At 76.7% G+C, this 19,085-nt stretch carries 19 protein-coding genes; 7 read left to right on the top strand and 12 right to left on the bottom strand.

Annotated features, from left to right (window positions below):
- Positions 1 to 157 precede the first annotated feature (157 nt).
- The 4 genes from ACGF7U_RS26080 to ACGF7U_RS26095 all read right to left on the bottom strand — a co-directional run bounded on the left by ACGF7U_RS26080 (position 158) and on the right by ACGF7U_RS26095 (position 6,268).
- Positions 158 to 802 carry a response regulator gene (locus ACGF7U_RS26080; protein WP_393110933.1) on the bottom strand — a complete coding sequence of 215 codons (645 nt, stop codon included), beginning with the start codon at positions 800 to 802 and terminating at the stop codon, positions 158 to 160.
- The gene (locus ACGF7U_RS26085; RefSeq protein WP_393110935.1) at positions 793 to 1,938 is read right to left on the bottom strand and encodes a sensor histidine kinase; all 1,146 of its coding nucleotides are present in this window, start codon (positions 1,936 to 1,938) and stop codon (positions 793 to 795) included. Before ACGF7U_RS26085 ends, ACGF7U_RS26080 begins: the two co-directional genes overlap by 10 nt.
- A gap of 4 nt (positions 1,939 to 1,942) precedes the next feature.
- A complete protein-coding gene (locus ACGF7U_RS26090) occupies positions 1,943 to 2,758 on the bottom strand; it encodes a DedA family protein (protein ID WP_393110937.1) in 816 nt (271 codons plus the stop codon).
- Positions 2,759 to 2,872: 114 nt separating this feature from the next.
- Entirely contained in the window at positions 2,873 to 6,268 is a 3,396-nt protein-coding gene (locus ACGF7U_RS26095; RefSeq protein ID WP_393110939.1) for a BTAD domain-containing putative transcriptional regulator, read from the bottom strand.
- A gap of 170 nt (positions 6,269 to 6,438) precedes the next feature.
- Between ACGF7U_RS26095 and ACGF7U_RS26100 the strand changes: the two genes are divergently transcribed.
- On the top strand, positions 6,439 to 7,317 hold the full coding sequence (locus ACGF7U_RS26100) for an alpha/beta fold hydrolase (protein WP_393110941.1): 879 nt from the start codon (positions 6,439 to 6,441) through the stop codon (positions 7,315 to 7,317).
- Between the two features lie 116 nt (positions 7,318 to 7,433).
- Positions 7,434 to 8,345 carry an MOSC domain-containing protein gene (locus ACGF7U_RS26105; protein ID WP_393110943.1) on the top strand — a complete coding sequence of 304 codons (912 nt, stop codon included), beginning with the start codon at positions 7,434 to 7,436 and terminating at the stop codon, positions 8,343 to 8,345.
- 7 nt (positions 8,346 to 8,352) lie between these two features.
- On the opposite strand, the gene ACGF7U_RS26110 is transcribed toward ACGF7U_RS26105, so the two are convergent.
- The 4 genes from ACGF7U_RS26110 to ACGF7U_RS26125 all read right to left on the bottom strand — a co-directional run bounded on the left by ACGF7U_RS26110 (position 8,353) and on the right by ACGF7U_RS26125 (position 12,555).
- Positions 8,353 to 9,894 (bottom strand): protein kinase, encoded by a 1,542-nt coding sequence (locus ACGF7U_RS26110; protein WP_393110945.1) that lies wholly within the window; start codon positions 9,892 to 9,894, stop codon positions 8,353 to 8,355.
- A 133-nt stretch (positions 9,895 to 10,027) separates the two neighbouring features.
- A complete protein-coding gene (locus ACGF7U_RS26115; protein ID WP_393110947.1) occupies positions 10,028 to 10,228 on the bottom strand; it encodes a hypothetical protein in 201 nt (66 codons plus the stop codon).
- A gap of 2 nt (positions 10,229 to 10,230) precedes the next feature.
- Positions 10,231 to 11,286 carry a LacI family DNA-binding transcriptional regulator gene (locus ACGF7U_RS26120; RefSeq protein WP_393110949.1) on the bottom strand — a complete coding sequence of 352 codons (1,056 nt, stop codon included), beginning with the start codon at positions 11,284 to 11,286 and terminating at the stop codon, positions 10,231 to 10,233.
- 21 nt (positions 11,287 to 11,307) lie between these two features.
- A complete protein-coding gene (locus ACGF7U_RS26125; protein ID WP_393110951.1) occupies positions 11,308 to 12,555 on the bottom strand; it encodes an MFS transporter in 1,248 nt (415 codons plus the stop codon).
- 27 nt (positions 12,556 to 12,582) lie between these two features.
- On the opposite strand from ACGF7U_RS26125, the gene ACGF7U_RS26130 reads away from it, so the two are divergent.
- A complete protein-coding gene (locus ACGF7U_RS26130; protein ID WP_393110953.1) occupies positions 12,583 to 13,098 on the top strand; it encodes a CGNR zinc finger domain-containing protein in 516 nt (171 codons plus the stop codon).
- Between the two features lie 56 nt (positions 13,099 to 13,154).
- Here the strand turns inward: ACGF7U_RS26130 and ACGF7U_RS26135 are convergent, their stop codons facing one another.
- From ACGF7U_RS26135 to ACGF7U_RS26145, 3 genes are all read right to left on the bottom strand, one after another.
- Entirely contained in the window at positions 13,155 to 14,003 is an 849-nt protein-coding gene (locus tag ACGF7U_RS26135; RefSeq protein WP_393110955.1) for an SAM-dependent methyltransferase, read from the bottom strand.
- A 109-nt stretch (positions 14,004 to 14,112) separates the two neighbouring features.
- Entirely contained in the window at positions 14,113 to 14,994 is an 882-nt protein-coding gene (locus ACGF7U_RS26140; protein WP_393111110.1) for a helix-turn-helix domain-containing protein, read from the bottom strand.
- A gap of 135 nt (positions 14,995 to 15,129) precedes the next feature.
- On the bottom strand, positions 15,130 to 15,369 hold the full coding sequence (locus tag ACGF7U_RS26145) for a DUF397 domain-containing protein (RefSeq protein WP_393110957.1): 240 nt from the start codon (positions 15,367 to 15,369) through the stop codon (positions 15,130 to 15,132).
- Positions 15,370 to 15,631: 262 nt separating this feature from the next.
- On the opposite strand from ACGF7U_RS26145, the gene ACGF7U_RS26150 reads away from it, so the two are divergent.
- Complete coding sequence (locus ACGF7U_RS26150) at positions 15,632 to 16,282, top strand: GGDEF domain-containing protein (RefSeq protein WP_393110959.1); 651 nt, start codon at positions 15,632 to 15,634, stop codon at positions 16,280 to 16,282.
- A 188-nt stretch (positions 16,283 to 16,470) separates the two neighbouring features.
- Positions 16,471 to 17,121, top strand: a complete 651-nt coding sequence (locus tag ACGF7U_RS26155) for a flavodoxin family protein (RefSeq protein WP_393110961.1) — start codon at positions 16,471 to 16,473, stop codon at positions 17,119 to 17,121.
- Between the two features lie 35 nt (positions 17,122 to 17,156).
- Here ACGF7U_RS26155 and ACGF7U_RS26160 read toward each other — a convergent pair whose 3' ends face one another.
- Positions 17,157 to 17,639, bottom strand: coding sequence for a type II toxin-antitoxin system PemK/MazF family toxin (locus ACGF7U_RS26160; RefSeq protein ID WP_393110963.1), 483 nt, complete (start codon positions 17,637 to 17,639; stop codon positions 17,157 to 17,159).
- 89 nt (positions 17,640 to 17,728) lie between these two features.
- Between ACGF7U_RS26160 and ACGF7U_RS26165 the strand changes: the two genes are divergently transcribed.
- A complete protein-coding gene (locus ACGF7U_RS26165) occupies positions 17,729 to 18,331 on the top strand; it encodes a DUF4291 domain-containing protein (RefSeq protein WP_393110965.1) in 603 nt (200 codons plus the stop codon).
- Positions 18,332 to 18,372: 41 nt separating this feature from the next.
- Entirely contained in the window at positions 18,373 to 19,023 is a 651-nt protein-coding gene (locus ACGF7U_RS26170; RefSeq protein WP_393110967.1) for a hypothetical protein, read from the top strand.
- Positions 19,024 to 19,085: the final 62 nt, after the last annotated feature.

Here is a 19,085-nt window from a genome sequence, read left to right on the forward strand (position 1 = left end):
TGCCCGGCGCAGGGATCAAGCCTGACCGCCCGGAGCCGGGCACGGCGGGCCACACCCCCACCCCCACGCACCGCAAGCCGACGCCGACCACCCCAGCACAGCGCAGCGCGAAGCCAAGCCGAAGAGGCAACACTCGAGCCACCCGCGCAGGAGAGCCTCAGACCCCGAGGTACCGCAGCACCGCGAGCACCCGCCGGCTGTAACCCGCCGCCCGCGACAGCTCCAGCTTGTCGAAGATCGTGTTGATGTGCTTCTCCACCGCGCTCTGCGACACGTGCAGCCGCTCGGCGATCGTGGCGTTGGTGTGGCCCTGGGCCATGTGGTGCAGCACGTCCCGTTCGCGTGGCGTGAGCCGCGCCAGCGGGTCGGCCCGGTCGCTGCCGGCCAGGACCTGCCGCACCACCTCGGGATCCAGCGCCGTCGCGCCCTCGGCCACCCGGTCCAGGGCGTCGAGGAAGTCGTCCACCTGGGCGACCCGGTCCTTGAGCACGTAGCCGACGCCCTCGGGACGGTCGGCGAGCAGCCGGGTGGCGTACCGCTTCTCGACGTACTGGGAGAGGACCAGGACGCCGGTGCCGGGCCAGCGCCGCCGGATCTCCAGGGCGGCCCGCAGTCCCTCGTCGGTGTGGGTGGGCGGCATCCGCACGTCGGTGACGACGACGTCGGGCCGGTGCCGGGCGACGGCGTCGACCAGCTCGTCGGCCGAGGGGACGGACGCGGCGATCTCGTGGCCCTCCTCGGCCAGCAGCCGGGCCAGGCCCTCCCGCAGCAACGTGGAGTCCTCGGCGAGCACTATCCGCACGGCAGCTCCACCGACACGATGGTGGGCCCGCCGGGCGGGCTGTCGACCCGCAGCCGCCCGTCGAGCGCGGCGACCCGGCGGGCCAGGCCGGACAGGCCCCGCCCGGCGGGGTCGGCCCCGCCGACACCGTCGTCGTGCACTGTCATCCGGACGCGCCCCTCCCCGGAGTCGATCTCGATGGTGATCAGGGTAGCGGCGGCGTGCTTAGCCGCGTTGGTCAGTGCCTCGCAGGCGACGAAGTACAGCACCGTCTCGACCTGCCGCTGCGGGCGTACGGGCAGGTCGCAGCGGACGCGGACGGGGACGGCGGAGCGCTGCGCGACCATCTCCAGCACCTGCCCGAGGTCGGCGTTGTCGAGCGCCGACGGGTACACCCGCCAGGCCACCTCGCGCAGTTCGGCGACGGCCTGCTGGGCGTCGGCGTGGGCCTGGGCGAGCAGCGCGGCGGTGCGCTCGGCGTCCTTGCTGCGGCGGGCCCGGCCGAGCAGCATGCCGAGGGCCACCAGGCGCTGCTGGAGGCCGTCGTGCAGGTCCCGTTCGATGCGCTGCCGCTCGGCGTCCACGGCGGCGATGACGCCGGCGCGGCTGGCGGCCAACTCCCGGACCCGCTCCTCGAGCAGGGCACGGGCGTTCGGGCCGAGCAGGCGCCGGGCCAGCCGGACGTCCAACGCGGCCACGCTCACCACGGCCTGCACGTTGACCAGCAGCAGCGCCGCGCCGACGACGACCTGCAGCAGCGCGTCGGTCACGCCGAGGTCGCCGCGCAGCGTGGCCCGCACCACGATGGACGCCAGCACGACGCCGAAGGCCAGCACCCCGTACGCCAGCAGGCCGAGCGCCCCGGGCAGCAGCCGGGCGGCCAGGTAGCCGAGCTGGCGCCGGGCAGCGGCCCCGGGCGGGAGCGCGACACGGTGGAACCGGGCGAGCCGGTCCCGCTCCCAGCCGGTGAGCGTCGTGGCGTACCGCTGGACAGCGGTGCGGACGCGCCGGCGGGCCGGCGGCACGAGCGCGGCGCCGGCCACGGCGACGGCCGAGAGGACGAGGAACACCGCCTCGACCACGGCCGTGAGGATCCCGAGGGCGACGCCGACGGGGATCCGGGCGGGGCGCGGCGGGGCAAGCCGGGGTGCCGCCATCGGCTCAGCGTGCCCCGTCACGGTCCCACGGGGCGGGCTGCGGCCCGTCGGAGTAGGCGCTGCGGTAGATGGTGCCCCGGCCGCCCGGGTCGGGCGCGTGGGGCAGCGGGGAGGGCCCGGCGGCCGGGTCCGGCTCGACGGCCGCCGCCGCGCCCCGCCGGGCCCGGATCACGCGGGAGACCACGAACCAGCCGACGGCCGCCACGCTGGCGAGGATGACGACGTTCTGCAGCACCCCGACGTACCCCTCGACCAGGTGCCAGTTGTCGCCGAGCAGGTAGCCGGCCATCACGAAGGTGGTGTTCCAGATCAGGCTGCCGAGGGTCGTGTAGACCGCGAAGGTCAACACGGGCATCCGCTCCACGCCGGCCGGGATCGAGATCAGGCTGCGGAAGATCGGGATCATGCGACCGAAGAAGACGGCCTTGACCCCGTGCCGCAGGAACCACTCCTCGGTGCGGTCCACGTCGCTGAGCTTGACCAGCGGCAGCCGCTCCGCGATGGCCCGGATCCGCTCCCGGCCCAGCGCGGCGCCGATGTAGTACAGCGCGAGGGCGCCGAGCAACGAACCGAGGGTGGTCCAGAAGATCGCGCTCACCACGCTCATCCGCCCCTGACCGGCGACGAAGCCGGCGAGCGGCAGGATCACCTCGCTGGGGATCGGCGGGAAGAGGTTCTCCAGGGCCACGGCCAGGCCCGCGCCGGGGCCGCCGAGCCGTTCGACCAGGCCGGTGACGTAGCCGACCAGGCCGCCCTCGGGCGGCGCGGAGTCCCCGGTGGCGGTTCCGGCGGCGAACAGCGCGTGCGCGGTACGAATCATGGTGCCCACGCTACGAACCCATCCTGAGAGCCCACCATGGGGCCGGCCGCCCGGTCGCGTCGGGCGACCGCACCGGGCGGGGTGCGGAAAACCGCAGGGCCGCCGGACGGAATCCTAGTTGGCGGCCCGCGCCGCGACCGCACGGGCGGTCCGGCGGTGCGCGGCGGCCTCGTCGGGGCGGCCCAGCGCGGCGGCGAGGTCGGCGAGGTGGTGGGCGACCGGGCCGAGGGTGAGGATCCCGCTGCCGGCCCCGGCCAGCTCGCCGGCGGCGGGGGCGAGTTCGGCGTACGCCCACCGCATCGTCGCGTGGTCGCCGAGAGCGACGGCGGCGCGGGCGGCGAGGCAGACGCGCGCCTCGCGCAGCAGGTCGTGCGGCGAGTCCGGCAGGGCGTGCAGCGCGGCGGCGGCCTCGCCCCGATGGCCGGCGGAGAGCAGCACCACGGGGCGTGCCCAGGGCTCGTACGGTCCGAAGTCCCCGTCCGCCCCGTCGGGGCTGCCCGGCCCGGCGGCTCCCCGCTCCCCTGCCGCGGGTGCCGGGCGCAGGGACAGCAGCGCGAGGGCGAGCAGGCCGTCTTCCATCCCGGGCATCCCGCTGCCGGTGAGGCTCGCGTGCGCGGCGCGGTACGCGGTCGCCGCCCCGGCCCGGTCCCCGCCGACGGCCAGCCGCAGGGCGGCGTACCACCGGGTGAAGACGCCCACCAGCGGCAGGTCGTACCGCTCGGCGAGGCGGTCGGCGGCGCGCGCGTGCGCGTCGGCGGCGGCGAGGTCGGCGAGCGCGCCGTGCGCCTGCATCAGCACGAGGTGGCCGAGGACCTCGAAGCTCACCAGCTCGTGCCGGGCGGCCAGGTCGACCAGTTCGGCACCGATGCGGGCGCGCTCGCCGGCGAGGCCGGTCCGCCCGAAGGCGTGCAGGAAGCGGGCGTTGAGCGCGTGGGCGAGCAGCGCCGGGTCCGACAGCCGCCGGGCGATGGCCTCCGCCTCGCACGCCGCCCGGTGGCCGCGGTCGGTGGTGGTGCCGCGCAGTTCCAGGGCGAGGGTGCTCAGCAGCCGGCTGCGCCGTTCCGGCTCGTCGTCGCCGAGCGCGGCCAGCGTCCGTTCGGCGGCCCGGACGACCTGGCGGGACAGCCGCTCGTCGTCGTTGCGGGTCCAGATCGCCGGGACGTCGAACGCGGTCAGCACGCTCGTGGCCAGGACCGCATCGTCGAGCCCGACGGCCGTGGCGATCGCCGTCGAGCGGAGCCGCCGCGCCTCGTCGAGGTGGCCGGTGACCGCGAGCGCGCGGCCCAGCCCCATGGCCGCGTCCAACCGCCCGCGTACGTCGTCGTCGCCGGCGCGGTCGTGCGCGGTGACCGCCTCCCGCCACAGGCGGGCCGCCTCGTGTGGGTGGAAGCGGCGCTCGGCCTGCTCGGCCGCCAGGCGGGTGTAGCGCGCGGCGCGGGGCGCGGTGGCCCGGCTCGCCGCGCGGGCGAAGTGGTGGGCGAGGGCGGCGACGTCGTGCGGGTACAGCCGCTCGATCGCGTCGCCGGCGGCGGCGTGCCAGCGGGCGCGGCGCGGCGCGGACAGGTCGCCGTAGAGTGTGTCCCGCATCAGGATGTGGGTGAACCGCAGCCGCCCGTCGGCGTCCCGCTCGCTGAGGAAGCCGGCCGCGAGGGCGCGGTCCAGGGCGTCGAGGACCTGCGCCGCGTCGCCGGCCAACGCGGCCAGCACGTCCGGGTCGACGTCGCGGCCGAGCACCGCCGCCTGCCGCAGCACGGTCTGCGCCGGCTCGGGCAGCCGGGCCAGGCGGTGCCGGATCACGTCCCGCACGCCCGCCGGGACCTGCTCCAACGCCGACGGGCCCGCCGCGGCCAGCAGCCGCGCCAGCTCCCGGACGAAGAACGGGTTCCCGCCGCTGCGCCGGTGGATCACGCGTACCACCGCGGGGTCCAGGTCCTGCCCGCTCACCGTGCGGGCCAGGTCGCCTGTCGCCTGCTCGGACAGGCCGCCGAGGTAGACCCGGACCGGCTCAGCGCGCGCCAGCCGGGCCAGGGCGGCGGTCAGCTCCGGGGTGATCTCGGCGGCGCGGTACGTCCCCACGACCAGCACCGGCCCGGTGACCGGCTCGGGCTCGCCGACCAGGGCGGTCAGCACGTCCAGGGTGTCGGCGTCGGCGCGGTGCAGGTCGTCGACGACCAGCAGCACCGGCCCCCGGCCGGCGGCCGCCGAGACCAGCGTGGCGACGGCCCGGTGCAGCCGGAACCGGGCCGCCGCCGGGTCCTCTCCCCGGCCGGCGTCGAGGGCCACCCGGCCGGTCGCCAGGCTCGCCGCGTCCGTAAGGTCCGGCTCCCGGTCGGGCTCCGGGGCGAGCGCCTCGGTGATCCGGGTCCACGGCCAGGCGGCCGGGGCGCCCTCGTACTCGGGGCTGTGACCCCACGCCGGCGTCCAGCCGGCGGCGGCCAGGTCCCGGCTGAGCGCGTCGGCGAGCGCGGTCTTGCCCGCGCCGGCCTCCCCCGAGACCAGGGCCAGCGCGGGGGCGCCGCGCCGGGCGACCTGCCCGGCGGTCTGCCGCAGGCGGGTCAACTCCTCGTCCCGGCCGAGGAACGGGCGGCGCCCGCCCGACGGTGCCGCGCCGGGCCAGGCGGGCGCGACGGCGCCGGCGGGCCCGGGGGCGCCAGCGGACCCGGCGGCGGACCCGGATGCGGCGGCGGACCCGGAGACGCGGGTGGGCGCGGGCGGAGCCGCCGGGATCAGCCCCGGCGCCTGGGCGAGGATGTCCGCCTCCAGTTGCCGCAGCCGGGGGCCCGGGTCGACGCCGAGTTCCGCCACCAGGGTGTCGCGGACCTGCCGCAGCGCGGCCAGTGCCTCGCCCTGCCGGCCCGACCGGTACAGGGCCGTCGCCAGCAACTGCCAGGCGTCCTCGCGCAGCGGGTGGCCGGCGGCGTGGGCTCGCAGCCCGGTGGCCGCGTCGGCGGCCCGGCCCAGGGCCAGCAGCGCCTCGGCCCGCCGTTCCACGGCCAGCAACCGCAGCTCGTCGAGCCGGTTGATCTCCCCGCGGGCCCAGGGCTCGCCGGCGAACTCCGCGTAGGCGGGGCCGCGCCACAGCGCGAGCGCGTCGTCCAGGCAGGCCAGCGCGGGCTCGCCACGGCCGGCCGTCAGCAGCTCCCCCGCCTCGGCGACCGCCGCCTCGAACCGCCAGGCGTCCACCGCGTCGGGCGCGGCGCGCAGCGCGTACCCGGGCGGGGCGGTCACCAGCAGCCGGGCCGGCTGCCGGGGTGGCCGGCCGGGCTCCAGCGCCCGGCGCAGGTCGGCGACGAACGTCCGGATCGCTCCGACCGCGCCGTCCGAGGGCGCCTCCCACAGGTCGCCGACGAGCCGGTCGACCGGCACGACCCGACCCCGGGCGATGAGCAGGCGGGCCAGCACCGCCCGCTGGCGGGGGCCCTTCAGCGCGACGGGGCCGAGGGCGTTCGCCGCCTCCACCGGGCCCAGCACGCGGAAGCCCACCGCGGGTGCCGCCGCCTGCCTGGTCATGGCACCAATCTAGGCATGCCCGGGCGGCCGTCCCGCGCGGCCGGGTGTCCGGGCGCGCTCACCCGTTGCTGACCGGTCGCTGATCACCCCCGGGCACGCTCGGTGGCGGATGGCGTGGCCCCGACAGGCACCGCCTCCGCCACCCGACCGGCACCGCAGAAAGGGCCACCATGAACCCGACGATCTCAGGATTCGACTACCGGCGCGTCACCGTCGCCGACGGCGTGACGCTCAACGTGGCCGTCGCGGGCGCCGGCAGCCCGGTGGTGCTGCTGCACGGCTTCCCGCAGACCCACCTCATGTGGCGGCACGTCGCCGCCGACCTCGCCGCCGACCACACCGTGATCTGTCCGGACCTGCGCGGCTACGGCGACAGCGACAAGCCCGCCGACCCCGACGGGACGGCGTACGCCAAGCGCACCATGGCCGCCGACGTGGTCGCGCTCGCCCGCGCGCTGGGACACGACCGCTTCGCCCTGGCCGGGCACGACCGTGGCGCACTGGTCGCCGTCCGCGCCGGTCTCGACCACCCGCGGGCGGTCACCCACCTCGCCGCGCTCGACGTGCTGCCCACCCTCGACATGTGGGAGGTCATGCGCGGCACCACCGCGGCCGTCGGCTTCCACCTCTACCTGATGGCCCAGCCGCCCGGCCTGCCCGAGCAGCTCATCGGCGCCAGTCCGGACGCCTTCTTCGGCCACTTCCTCGACGCCTGGACCCGGGACCCCGACACCCTCCCCGCCGACGTGCGGGCCGCGTACCTGCGGGCGTCCCGGAAGGCGGTCACCTCGATCGTGGCCGACTACCGCGCGTCGGCGGGCATCGACGTCGCGCACGACCGGGCCGACCGCGCGGCCGGCAACACGCTGCGCATGCCGGTGACCGTGCTCCAGCAGGACTGGGGGGCGGCCCTCGGCTACGACGCGGCCGGGCTGTGGCGGGCGTGGGCGCCGGACCTGGAGCACCACACCGTCACCTGCGGCCACTTCATGGCCGAGGAGGCGCCCGCCGAGGTCGTCAAGGCCCTGCGCGCCCTGCTGGCCAGGTAACCGGCGCGCCCGGACCCGCCGCCGGACGGCCACGCCCGGTGGTACGCCGGCCGGCGGGCTCCGGGCACGCGCGGCGGGGCGGCCCGCCGCCGGCGGATCGGACTAGGGTGGCGCCCGTGACCCAGCGCACTCCGAGCGCGGGCGGACCGCCCGCCGACGCGCCGCCGATCCCGCACGACGATTCCCGCGGCGGCGGGCCGGTGGCCGGGCGGCTGGCCCAGCTCTGGCGGTATCCGGTGAAGTCGATGTTGGGCGAGCGGCTGCCCGCCGCCGACGTGGACACGGCGGGGGTGGCGGGCGACCGGCGGCTGGCCCTGCGCCACCGGGACACCGGGCGGGTGGCCAGCGCGAAGCACCCTCGGCTCTGGCGCGACCTGCTCACCCTTCGCGCGGCCGGCGCCGCGCCCGGCCCGGTCCGCGTCACGCTGCCCGACGGACGCGAGGTGTCCAGCGTGGACGACGACGTTGACGGCGTGCTGTCCCGGGTGCTCGGTGCCCCGGTGACGCTGATCGACCGACCGCCCGCCGGGGCGACCCTGGACCGGGCGGACCCGGAGGCGGTGCTCGCCGACGGCCTCGCCGCCGAGGTGCCGGTGGTCGCCAACCCCCTCGGGGCGGCGGCGCCGGGCACCTTCTTCGACTTCGCCCCCGTGCACCTGGTCACCACGGCGACCCTGGCCCGGTTGGCCGCGGAGATGCCCGGCGGCACGCTCGACGCGGCCCGCTACCGGCCCAACCTCGTCGTCGAGGTCGACGCGGAGGCCTTCGCGGAGAACGACTGGGTCGGCCGCGAGCTGCGGATCGGCCCGCGGCTCGTGCTGCGGGTGCTCGCGCCCACGCCACGGTGCGCCGTGCCGACCCTGGCGCACGGGTCGCTGCCCCGGCAGAGCGACGCGCTGCGCGTCCCCGCCCGCCTCAACCGGGTCGCGCCGCTGCCGCAGCTCGGCCCGCAGCCGTGCGTGGGGGCGTACGCGCAGGTGGTGCGCGGCGGCCAGGTGGAGCAGGGGTCGGCGGTCGAGGTCGGCTGAGCGCGGCTCAGTCGTCGTCCTCGTCGTCGCCGTCCGCCCCGGTGTCCACCCGGTCGAGCAGGGCGTCGAGGCGGGCCGCCGTGTCGGCCGAGAGCCGCTGCTCCGCCACGGCCTCGGCGAGACGCTCGCGCAGGTCCTCGACCCGCTTGACCCGGTCCTTCGGCTTGCCGCGGTTCAGCTCGGCGAGCTTGTCCCGCAGCTGCTCGACCGTCTTGCGGTCGATCTCGCCCCGGGCCTGCGCCCGCACGAGCACCGCGGCGAACTCGGCGGCGAGCTGACGCAGGCCGATCGGGTCGGGGCGGGCGGTCACCGGCGGCGGGGCGGTGGTGCCCGCCGGCGGCGGGGCGGTGGTCGGCTGCTCCGCCGGCGTGACCGCGGACGGGGCGGCGGCGGGCGGCGGATCCGCGTCGTCGCCGACGGCGAGCACCCCGACGAGGCCGACGAGCAGCGCGGCGCCGACGGCGACCAGCGCCATGATCGGCCGGTTACCCCGGGCCTGCGGCCCGGTGCCCGGGACGGGCCGCGGACCGACGGCGGCCGGCGGCCGGCCGGCGGGCGCGACCCCGCGGCCGGCGGCCGTGTGCGCGACCGCGCGGCCGGCGGCGAATGCTTCCGGCCGGCCGGCGGGGGCCGGCGACGAGCGGTCGACCAGCGTGGGCGGGTGCGCAGCGGCCGGAGCGGGCAGGGTCGGCAGGACGGCGGTGGGACGGTCGGCGGGCGCGCCGCCGGCGAAGCGGGCGGCCAGCTGGGCGGCGGTCGGCCGGCGGTGGGGATCGGCGGCGAGGCAGGCCAGGGTCAGGTCGGCGACGTCGGCGGGCAGCCCGGGGATCCGCAGGGGCGGCACGGGCGGGTGTTCGGCGTGCACCTCCAGCGCGTCCTCCCAGGTCCGCACCGGCAGCGGGGCACGGCCGGTGAGGGCGCGGTAGAGCAGCGCGCCGAGGGCGTAGACGTCGCTGGCCGGGTTCGGGGGCCCGGGGCGCATCCGTTCCGGAGCGAAGTAGGCGGGCGTGCCCATCAGCAGCTCGCCGGTCTGCCCGGCGAGCGGGTGGTCCGGGCCGGCGAGCGCGGCGATCCCGAAGTCGAGCACCTTGGCGCCGGTCTCGGTGAGCATGACGTTGCCGGGCTTGATGTCGCGGTGCACCACGCCGATGCGGTGGGCGGCGGCCAGCGCGGCGGCGACCTGACCGGCCATCCGGACGGCGTCGGGCCAGGCGAGCGGCCCGTCGGTGAGCCGGTCGGCGAGGTTGTGCCCCTGCACCAGCTCCATCACCAGGTACGGCACGACGGCGCCGGCCAGGGTGGCCTCGCCGTAGTCGTAAACCTGGGTGACGTGCGGGTGGGTGAGCCGCGCGGCGGCGCGGGCCTCGCGCTGGATGGTGGCCCGCAGGTGCGGGTCGGTGCCGAACTCCCCGGCGAGGGCCTTGACCGCGACGGGGCGGTGCAGCACCTCGTCGTCGGCGCGCCACACCTCGGACATCCCGCCGAGGCCGATGCGCTCGCGCAGGACGTACCGGTCGTGCAACCGCAGGGAGGGCGAGAACGGCGACATAGCCGTTCAGTCTGCCTGGCCGGCGGGGGCGACCACCACCCGCGGTGCCCGGTTGCGGGCCGGTCGTCCCCGATGGTGCCGGACGACCGGCCGCGCGGGTGGCGCGGGCCACCCCGCGCGGCCGGCGGCGGGGTCAGGAGCAGGGCTGCGCGGGCAGCGGCGGCGGCTGGATCCGGTCGGCGAGTCGGCGCAGGGCGCCGGCGGCGGCCAGCCGGGTGGGGGCGAGCCGCGCGGCGCGCGGGCGCTCCGCGACCACCGGCGCGTCCGGCCGGGCGGAGTTGACGTGGCGGGTCACCGCGTCGATGGCGACGACGAAGCTGGTGGGCTGTTCCATGGTCAGTTCCTCGGGACGGGTCCGGTGGAGGTCCGGACGACGAGTGTGGTGGGCAGCAGGACGTGGCGGGCCGCCGGGTCGGCGGGCGGGTCGAGCAGGAGCCGGGCGGAGATGCGCCCCTTGTCCTCGGCGGGTTGCCGCACGGTGGTGAGGCCCGCCGCGGCGGCCTCGGCGATGTCGTCGAAGCCGGTGACGGAGACCGGTGGCCCGCCGGCCTCGGCGAGCGCGTCGAGGACGCCCAGGGCGAGCACGTCGGAGCAGGCGAGCACCGCCGTGGGCGGCTCGGGAGCGGCGAGCGCGGCGGCGACGGCGGCGGCGCCCGCCGCCCGGCTGTTGGCCGTGGCGGCGAGCAGGGTCAGCTCGGGCCAGGCGACGCCGACCTCGGCGAAGGCGTCGGCGAAGCCGGCGATCCGGGCCCGAGTGGTGGGGTGGGCGACGGCGGCCACGTCGGGCAGGCGCAGCTCGCCCGGGGCGACGCCGGGTCGGACGGCGTCGCCGAGCAGGGCGACCCGGCGGTGGCCGAGCCCGGCCACGTGCGCGGCGACCGCGCGGGCGGCGGCGCGCTCGTCGATGCCGACGTAGCGGTCGTCGGGGCCGGCGTCGTCGCGGGGCGCGGTGGTGACCACGGGCAGGCCCCGCTCGCGGAGCACGTCGACGACCCAGCCCTCGTCGCCGACGCAGTAGACGCAGAAGCCGTCGACGGCGGCGTTCTCCACCGCCCGCCGCGCGGCCGCCTCGTCGGCCGGCAGCGGCACGAGCAGCAGGCTGGCGCCGTGCCGCTCGGCCGCCCCGGCGACGCCGGCCAGGAAGCGGACCGCGAAGGGGTCGGTGAAGGCGTACGACAACTGCGACTCGAACAGCACCCCGATGGCGCCGACCCAGCCGCGCCGCAGCGACCGGGCCGTGGGGTTGGGGCCGGGGTAGCCGAGCTGCCGGGCGGCGTCGAGGATGCGCTGGCGCAGGGCGGCGGAGAGCTGGTCGGGGCGGCTGTAGGCGTTGGAGACGGTGCTTCGGGAGACACCGACGGCGTCCGCGACGGCTTGCAGGGTCGGCTTCACCGCGCGCTCCTCTGTATCGATTCAGTCTGGATCGATACAGAGGCTAGCGGCGGATGTCGACACGGTCAATACGGCCGGGGCGGGCGGCGGCGAGGACGGGCGACGTCCGGCCCCGCCCGGGTGGTTGCCGGCGCCGCCGGCGAGGCGGGCCGCGACGAGGTGGGCGGCGGCAGCCGTGAGGAGCGCGACGGTCAGACCGGCGTGCAGGAGGGGAGCCGCGGCCAGCGCGCCGACGCCCGACGCGGCGATCTTGAGACTGGCCCCGGTCGCGAAGACCTGGGTACGCAGGCGGGCGGACGCCTCCTGGTGACGGATCTGGATCAGCCCGGCGAGCTGCGGCCCGTCGCCCGCGCCGATGACCAGGGCCGCGAGGATCGCGGCGACCGGGTGGCCGGCCGCCGCGAGCGCGATGCCGAGCCCGACCAACACGGTGGCCCGGGCCAGGACCCGTCCCGGGCGCCGCAGCGCGCCACGGCGCGTGAGGAGGGCGTTCGACGCCAGTGCCGCCGCCGCCACGAGCGCCAGCAGGATCGATCCGGCGGCGGGGCTGCCGAACTGCTCCTGCCCGATCGCGGGGACGAGGACGGCGAACACCCCGAAGCCGAAGGACGCCACGCACGACGACAGGGTCGCGGCCCGCAGCCCGGGCTGGCGCGTGAGCGCGGCGACGCCCCGGCGCAGGTCGGCCAGCGGACGAGACTCCCCACCGGGACGCTCCTGACGCCGCACGCGCGCGAAGGGCGCGCACACGGTGCCCGCCGCGAGCAGGAGGAGAGTCAGTACCAGCGGCGCGCCCGGCCCCGCGGCGGCGTACGCGACACCGGCGAACGCCGGGCCGACCAGCCCGGCGAGGCTGTAGGAGCTCGCGTCGAGGACGGCCAACCGCTGCGCCCGGGCAGCATCGAGGTGGGTGAGCGATGCCGACCAGCCGCCCGCGACGGCCGGCCCGAAGAGCCCGGCCAGGCCAGCGACCACCATGGCCAACTCCTCGTGCCGGTGGTGCAGCGCGACCCCGATCCCCGCCAGCCCGACCGTGAACGAGGCCAGCGACAGGGCCAGCGGGCCGCCGGAGCGAGCCCGATCCAGCCAGACCCCGAGCAGGGGACCGCCCACCGCCGCGGCGACGGCGAGGAGCCCGAACACGGCGGCGCCGTCATCGGCCGCGGACCCGCCGTAGGCGAACAGGAGGATGGCGGTGCCAGCCATCTCGTCCCCGGCACGGGAGGCGATCGCGCCGAGCGGAGCCATGACCACGTAACGGTTTGCCATAGGCATTACGTTACATAGACTGGTGACATGGCGATGTTCAAGGCGGGGGCGGAAGCCGCGGCACGGCGCTGCGCCGACGTGATCAACGCGGCCGACACCGACGACGCCGCCGTGCGCGCCGCCCTCGAGGCGCACGGGGAGACGGTGTCGTCGTTCACGCCCGACGAGGCCCGCCGGCTGCGTGACGCCGCCGCCAGGCTCCGCGCGGTCGCCCGGGCCGGCTCACTCGACGAGGCCTGCGCACGACTGAACGACGTCCTCGCCGACTGCCGGCCGCCGCGGCTGACGGCACACGAGGGCACCCCCTGGCACCTGCACGTCGACAGCGGCGACGCCGCCGACTGGGCCGAGTGGTTCACCGCCTCCTCGGCGCTGGCCCTGGCCATCCTCGCCGCCGAGACCCAGCAGCCACCGCTGGGCGTCTGCCAGGCTCCCGGGTGCGATCGCGTCTTCGCCACGCACAGCCCCGGACGCCCGCGCCGCTACTGCTCCGCCACCTGTTCCTCACGCGCCCGCGTCGCCAGCCACCGCTCCCGGGTCTAGACCGGAGCGGGCGCACCCGCGTCCGCCCCACCCGGCGGGCCCGGGCGGCAGGCGGGTCAGGGCTTGCGGGCCACCGCACCGTACATGCTGACCTCGGCCACCGAGGGCCGCGGCCGCGGGGCGTCCTCCGCGCGCCACTCGGCGACCGAGGTGACGCCTGGCTCCACGATCTCGAGCCCGTCGAAGAACCGGGTGAACTCCGCCAGGCTGCGCAGGCTGATCACGCCGTGCGGGCCGCCACCCCGGCCGGCCGCCTTCGCCTCCCGCGCGACCTCCGGGGGCAGGTGGTCGTGGGTGGCGTGGGAGGCCGCCAGGTAGCTGCCGGGCGGCAGCGCGTCGAGCAGCCGGGCGACCACGGCGTACGGGTCGTCGCCGTCGGGGACGAAGTGCAGGATCGCCACCAGCATCAGCCCGACCGGCCGGGACAGGTCGATGGTGCGCAGCAGGTCGGGGTGGCGCAGGATCTTCTCCGGGTCGCGCAGGTCGGCGTCGATGTAGGCGGTGGCGCCCTCCGGCGAGCTGGTGAGCAGCGCCCGCGCATGCGCGAGCACGATCGGGTCGTTGTCGACATAGACCACCCGCGACCCGGGAGCGACCGCCTGGGCGACCTCGTGGGTGTTGTCGGCGGTCGGGATGCCGGTGCCGATGTCGAGGAACTGGCGGATGCCCGCCTCCCGGGCCAGGTGGCGCACGGCCCGCTGGAGGAAGCGACGGTTCTCCAGCGCGGCGGTGCGGATGGTCGGGAAGGCCGCCGCCATCGCGTCGCCGGAGTCCCGGTCGGCCTGGAAGTTGTCCTTGCCGCCCAGCCAGTAGTTGTAGCGGCGCGCGGGGTGGGCCACCGAGGTGTCGATGCGGTCGCTCGGGTGGGCGTGGCCGGTCGTCGCGCCCGGGGCGTCGGTGGTCAAGGCTGCCTCCACGACTCTGCGCCAACCGCCACCGGTGGCGTCCGTCCACTGTCGCCGGTCGGCGACCATGGTAACCGCATCGCCGTCCCGGGCAGCGCCCCGCGGCGGGTCACCCCGGATAGAGCTCGTCCAGGAGCCGGCCGAGGATCTCCGGCGTACGCTCCGGCGGCTCGGCCTCGACGCAGAGCCGTTCCATCGCCGCCGCGTAGTAGTCGAGGTCGTCGCGCTTGTCGAGGTAGAGCGCGCTGGTGAGCTGTTCGATGTAGACGATGTCGGGCAGGTCCTGGTCGCCGAAGCGCAGGATCGTGAAGGCGCCACCCGCGGCGGCGTGCCCGCCGGCGGCGAACGGGACGACCTGGAGCCGGATGTGGGGCGACCTGGTCGCCTCGATCAGCGCCGTCACCTGGCCGCGCATCACCTCCGGGCCGCCGATGGGCCGGCGCAGGGCGGCCTCGTCCACCACCGCCCACAGCAGCGGCGGGTTCTCCCGGCGCAGCAGCCGCTGGCGCTGCATGCGCAGGGCGACGCGGCGCTCGATCTCCGCCGGCGCGGCGCGGGCGTGGCCGAGCAGCACCACGGCCCGGGCGTACTCCCGGGTCTGGAGCAGGCCGGGAACGAACTGGACCTCGTAGGAGCGGATCAGCGCGGCGGCGGCCTCGAGGCCGAGGTACGACTGGAACCAACTCGGCAGCACGTCGCCGTAGCGGTGCCACCAGCCGGGACTGTTCGCGTCCCGGGCGAGCTTGAGCAGCGCCTCGCGCTCGTCGGGCGCGGTGACGCCGTAGAGGGTGAGCAGGTCGGCGACGTCGCGTTCCTTGAAGCCGACCCGGCCCAGCTCCATCCGGCTGATCTTGGATTCGGAGGCCCGGATCTCCCAGCCGGCGCCCTCCCGGGTGACCCCGCTGGACTCGCGCAGGCGGCGCAACTGGGCGCCGAGCAGCATGCGCAGCACGGTGGGCCCGGTAGCCGGACCGCCCTCGGCGGAAACCATCGTCACTGCCGCCCTCCGCATGCCGGTTCGCGCCGACCGGGAGCCCCACCCCCGGCCGACGTGTAAGCATGCCATGAACCGTGAGTGAGGAGAACTCCGCCGCAACGGGCGGTCGGCCCGGCCGACGGGCAGGGATCAGTCGATCAAGTGATCGAAGTCACCGTCACGGGCGCCGTGCACGAACGCGGCGATCTCGTCCACCGTGTAGATCAGCGCCGGCCCTTCCGGGTGCCGCGAGTTGCGCAGGGCGATGCCGGCGCCGCCGGGCAGTTCGGCCAGCTCGACGCAGTTGCCGCTGGGGTTGCTCCGGCGGCTCTTCTGCCAGTTGAGCGGGGGCAACTGGCTGGTGGGAACGCCGTTCGGTGGCTGCTGCATGGGGCGTCTTTCTCTCCGCGGGCCGCCGCTGCCGCGCGGCGGGGCTGCGGAGAGTCGCACGGCATCGACGAGAGGGCTGGCTGCACGTGCATCTGCTCTTGCATCTGCATCGGACAGCGAGCATGATAACGCACGTGTACGGTGCCCATCCGTTCACTCAGAGTTACCGATAGCTGGGCTGCCACCAGCGACGACAAGGCCCGGAACGGGCGCGGCTCGCGGCGCGTCGGCGGCCGTGGACATCGTGGCGATGGGAGGTCTCGTGCCGGATCCGCTCACCGTCGCGTCCGGCGTCTGCGCCGCGGGGGCCCTCCTCACCACCTGGCAGCTGCGCACCCGCGCGCTGCGCGCCGAGGCCGAGATCCGGCACCTGCAGGCCGAGCTCGCCGCCGAGCGGCACGCCGCCAGCCACGACCCGCTCACCGGCCTGCCCAACCGCCGCGCGTTCTACCGGATCGCCGCCACCCTGCTCACCGACGCGGCCGGGCAGCCGCTGATCGCCGTGGTGCTCGACCTCGACGACTTCAAGCAGATCAACGACCGCTACGGGCACGCCGCCGGCGACCAGGTGCTGGTCAGCGTGGCCCAGCGGTTCGCCGCCTTCGCCGGGGACAACCTGGTCGCCCGCCTCGGCGGCGACGAGTTCGCCGGCCTGCTGGCCAGCCCGACGATCGACCGCCGGTGGATCGAGCACGCCACCCGCCGGCTCTGCGAGAGCCTCGCCGCGCCGATCTCCCTCGGCGGCCTCAGCGTCCGGGTGACCGCGTCCGTCGGGCTGGCGCCGGTCACCGGCCCGGGGCAGCTCACCGAGGCACTCGACCGGGCCGACGCGGCGATGTACCGGTCCAAGAGCCTCGGGTCGGCGCGCGCGCCCCGACAGCTCGTCGACACCGCCCGCCTCGCGGAGTGCTGACCACGGACGATGTCCGGTCCGCGCGCGAGCACCGTCCGTCGCGTCGTCGGTCATCCCGGCGCGGCACCTGGCATCGTGGCGCCGCCCGACGCACCCGGACCTCCCCGAGCCGACGTGGTTTGGACGTGTCTCGGGTCGGCTGCCGGGTATGCCACGGCATCAGCGTGGCGCGGCCGAGAGGAACGATCGTGGCGACCATCCGGGCTCTGGTCCTGAACTGCACCCTGAAGCGGTCACCCGCCCCGTCGAGCTCGGAGGTGCTCGGACGCGAGGTGCTCGACGCCCTCTCCGCCCAGGGCGTCGAGGGCGAGCAGGTGCGGGTCGTCGACCACGACGTGCGGTTCGGGGTCTCCACCGACGAGGGCGGTGGGGACGGGTGGCCGGCGATCCGCGCCAGGCTGCTGGCCGCGCAGATCCTCGTCATCGCGACGCCGATCTGGCTCGGCCAGCCGTCCGCGGTGTGCAAGATGGTGCTCGAACGACTCGACGCCGAGCTGTCCGAGACCGACGCCGAGGGCCGGCTGCTCACCTACGGCAAGGTGGCCGGCGTCGCGGTCGTCGGCAACGAGGACGGCGCGCACCACACCATCGGCGAGGTGCAGCAGGCCCTCAACGAGGTCGGCTTCACCTGCCCCGCCGCCGGCGCCACCTACTGGGTCGGCGAGGCGCTGCACAAGGTCGACTACATCGACGCCCGGCCGAAGCCCGACACCACGGGCCGCACCACGAAGGCGCTGGCGCTCAACAGCGCGCACCTGGCCCGCCTGCTGGCCGAGCAGCCGTACCCGCCGCCGGACGCGGAGGGCGCCGGGGTCGGGCCCAGCCGGGAACCGGCCTGACCTCGGCGCCGGCCACACCCCGCTCGGGAGCCCGGTCAGCGCCAGCCGTAGCCGGCGCGCAGGGCCCGCCCGACCCGGTCGAAGCGGGCCCGGTCCAGCACCGCGCCCTCCCGGCGGATGCTGTCCTCCCGCATGGTCAACACGCGGTCCAGGCGCACCCAGCTCGGCCGGTTGTCCCGGTCCCACTCGCCCGGGCCGAGCGCGAGCCAGTGCCGCTGGCCGTCGCGCTCGCTCTGGCTGGAGAGCATCAGCCCGAACAGGGTCCGGCTGTGCCGGCCCACCACCAGCACGGGGCGGTCCTTGCCCTGGCGCGGGTCGTCCTCGTACGGCACCCAGGTCCAGACGATCTCGCCCGGGTCGGCGTGCCCGTCCAGCTCCGGGGCGTACGTCAGCTCCCGGCGCTGCAGCGCGGCGACCTGGCGGCGCCGGGCGACCTGCGCCGGAGCGGGGCCCGGCCGTCGGGGCGACGGGATGACACCGCCGATGCGCGCCGCCACACTCCTGAGAAGACCTGCCACGACCGGCAGCCTATCCCCCGCCGCGCCGCCCGGCCGACCGGGAACAATCCGGTGGACCCGGTGGCCGGTGGTCGATCAGGATCGGCGACATGACGGTCCCCGCCCATCAGGTCCGCGCCGACTTCACCGCCGACACCGTGACCGTGTACCAGGCGTACCCGCCGGAGATCGCCCGCGCGGCGCTGGCCGCCGGCCGCTTCGTGCCGCCGTTCAAGCGGGAACGGATGACCTGGATCAAGCCGTCGTTCCGCTGGATGATGTACCGCTGCGGCTGGGCCACGAAGCCCGGTCAGGAGCGGGTGCTGGCCGTCCAGATCACCCGCTCCGGCTTCGAGTGGGCCCTGGCCCACTCGTGCCTGAGCAGCTTCGACCGCGACCGCTACCCGGACCGGGAGACCTGGACGCGGCGGCTGCGCGCCAGCCCGGTGCGGGTGCAGTGGGACCCCGAGCGGTCGCTGCGGCTGGCCCCGCTGCCGCACCGCTCGCTCCAGGTCGGGCTCTCCGGCGAGGCGGTGCGGCGGTACGTGGACGAGTGGCTGGCTACCCTCACCGACGTGACCCCGACCGCCCACGCGGTGCGCGCGGCGCTGGAGGCCGGCGACGACTCCGCCGCCCAGGCCCTGCTGCCGCCGGAGCGCCCGTACCCGCTGCCGCCCGACGTGGCCGCCGTCGTCGGCGCGACGATCCCGTGAGGGGGTTCCGCTCCGGGGCGAGGCGGGACGCCGCCGGTGCCGTGCCGCGGCGACCGGCCGCCGCGCGGCACGTGCCGGTCCTCCAGCCGGTGCTGGAGGTGGACCCCCTCGACGACTTCACGCTCTGGCCGGTGGCCGAGGTCGGGCCGTGGCTGGCGCTCTCCGGTGCGCTGACCGCCGCCGAGGTGGGTACCGCCGTGGCGCGGATCGCGGCGTACAACCACGTCGACGACCGCACGGTGTGGCCCGGGGACGACGATCCGCTGACCGCCGTGCTGCCCCTGGCGGCGGCCGGGCCGGAGCCGGGCTCCCTCGTGGTGCCCGGCGGCCTGCGCCTCACCGACCCGGGCACGGGGGCGCGGATCGACCCGGGCTGCTGCAGCGGTCTCGAGGACTGGCGCGCCTGGTACGAGATCCCGTCGGGGGCGTCGCCGGACCAGGGCCACGACCCAGACCCCTGGGTGGGGCACCGCGCGGACGGCACGATCCGGGTCTGGGCGGACGAGGAGCGCGGTCCGCACGTGGACGTCGGTGTCGACGAGCTGATGCGCCTCCTCGACGGCGTCCAGGCGGACCTCGCCGGGTTCCTGCGGCGACTGCGGACCTGGGCCGACGAGGTCGTACCCGCCGGCGCCGACGATCTGGTGGCGAACCTGGACCGGCACCTCCAGGTCTCGACACCGGAGGGCTGAGCGGCACCGTTCGCGGGCCCAGCGGTGCGGGTGGGCGGGCGTCGGCCCGCCCGGGCGTGACT

It is taken from the genome of Micromonospora sp. NPDC047670 (assembly GCF_043204915.1).
Taxonomy (GTDB): domain Bacteria; phylum Actinomycetota; class Actinomycetes; order Mycobacteriales; family Micromonosporaceae; genus Micromonospora.

Coding starts and splice junctions, on each gene's coding strand:
- ACGF7U_RS26085 (WP_393110935.1), bottom strand. CDS start 1,938: ATGGCGGCACCCCGGCTTGCCCCGCCGCGCCCCGCCCGGATCCCCGTC.
- ACGF7U_RS26090 (WP_393110937.1), bottom strand. CDS start 2,758: ATGATTCGTACCGCGCACGCGCTGTTCGCCGCCGGAACCGCCACCGGG.
- ACGF7U_RS26095 (WP_393110939.1), bottom strand. CDS start 6,268: ATGACCAGGCAGGCGGCGGCACCCGCGGTGGGCTTCCGCGTGCTGGGC.
- ACGF7U_RS26100 (WP_393110941.1), top strand. CDS start 6,439: ATGAACCCGACGATCTCAGGATTCGACTACCGGCGCGTCACCGTCGCC.
- ACGF7U_RS26110 (WP_393110945.1), bottom strand. CDS start 9,894: ATGTCGCCGTTCTCGCCCTCCCTGCGGTTGCACGACCGGTACGTCCTG.
- ACGF7U_RS26115 (WP_393110947.1), bottom strand. CDS start 10,228: ATGGAACAGCCCACCAGCTTCGTCGTCGCCATCGACGCGGTGACCCGC.
- ACGF7U_RS26125 (WP_393110951.1), bottom strand. CDS start 12,555: ATGGCAAACCGTTACGTGGTCATGGCTCCGCTCGGCGCGATCGCCTCC.
- ACGF7U_RS26130 (WP_393110953.1), top strand. CDS start 12,583: ATGGCGATGTTCAAGGCGGGGGCGGAAGCCGCGGCACGGCGCTGCGCC.
- ACGF7U_RS26140 (WP_393111110.1), bottom strand. CDS start 14,994: ATGGTTTCCGCCGAGGGCGGTCCGGCTACCGGGCCCACCGTGCTGCGC.
- ACGF7U_RS26145 (WP_393110957.1), bottom strand. CDS start 15,369: ATGCAGCAGCCACCGAACGGCGTTCCCACCAGCCAGTTGCCCCCGCTC.
- ACGF7U_RS26165 (WP_393110965.1), top strand. CDS start 17,729: ATGACGGTCCCCGCCCATCAGGTCCGCGCCGACTTCACCGCCGACACC.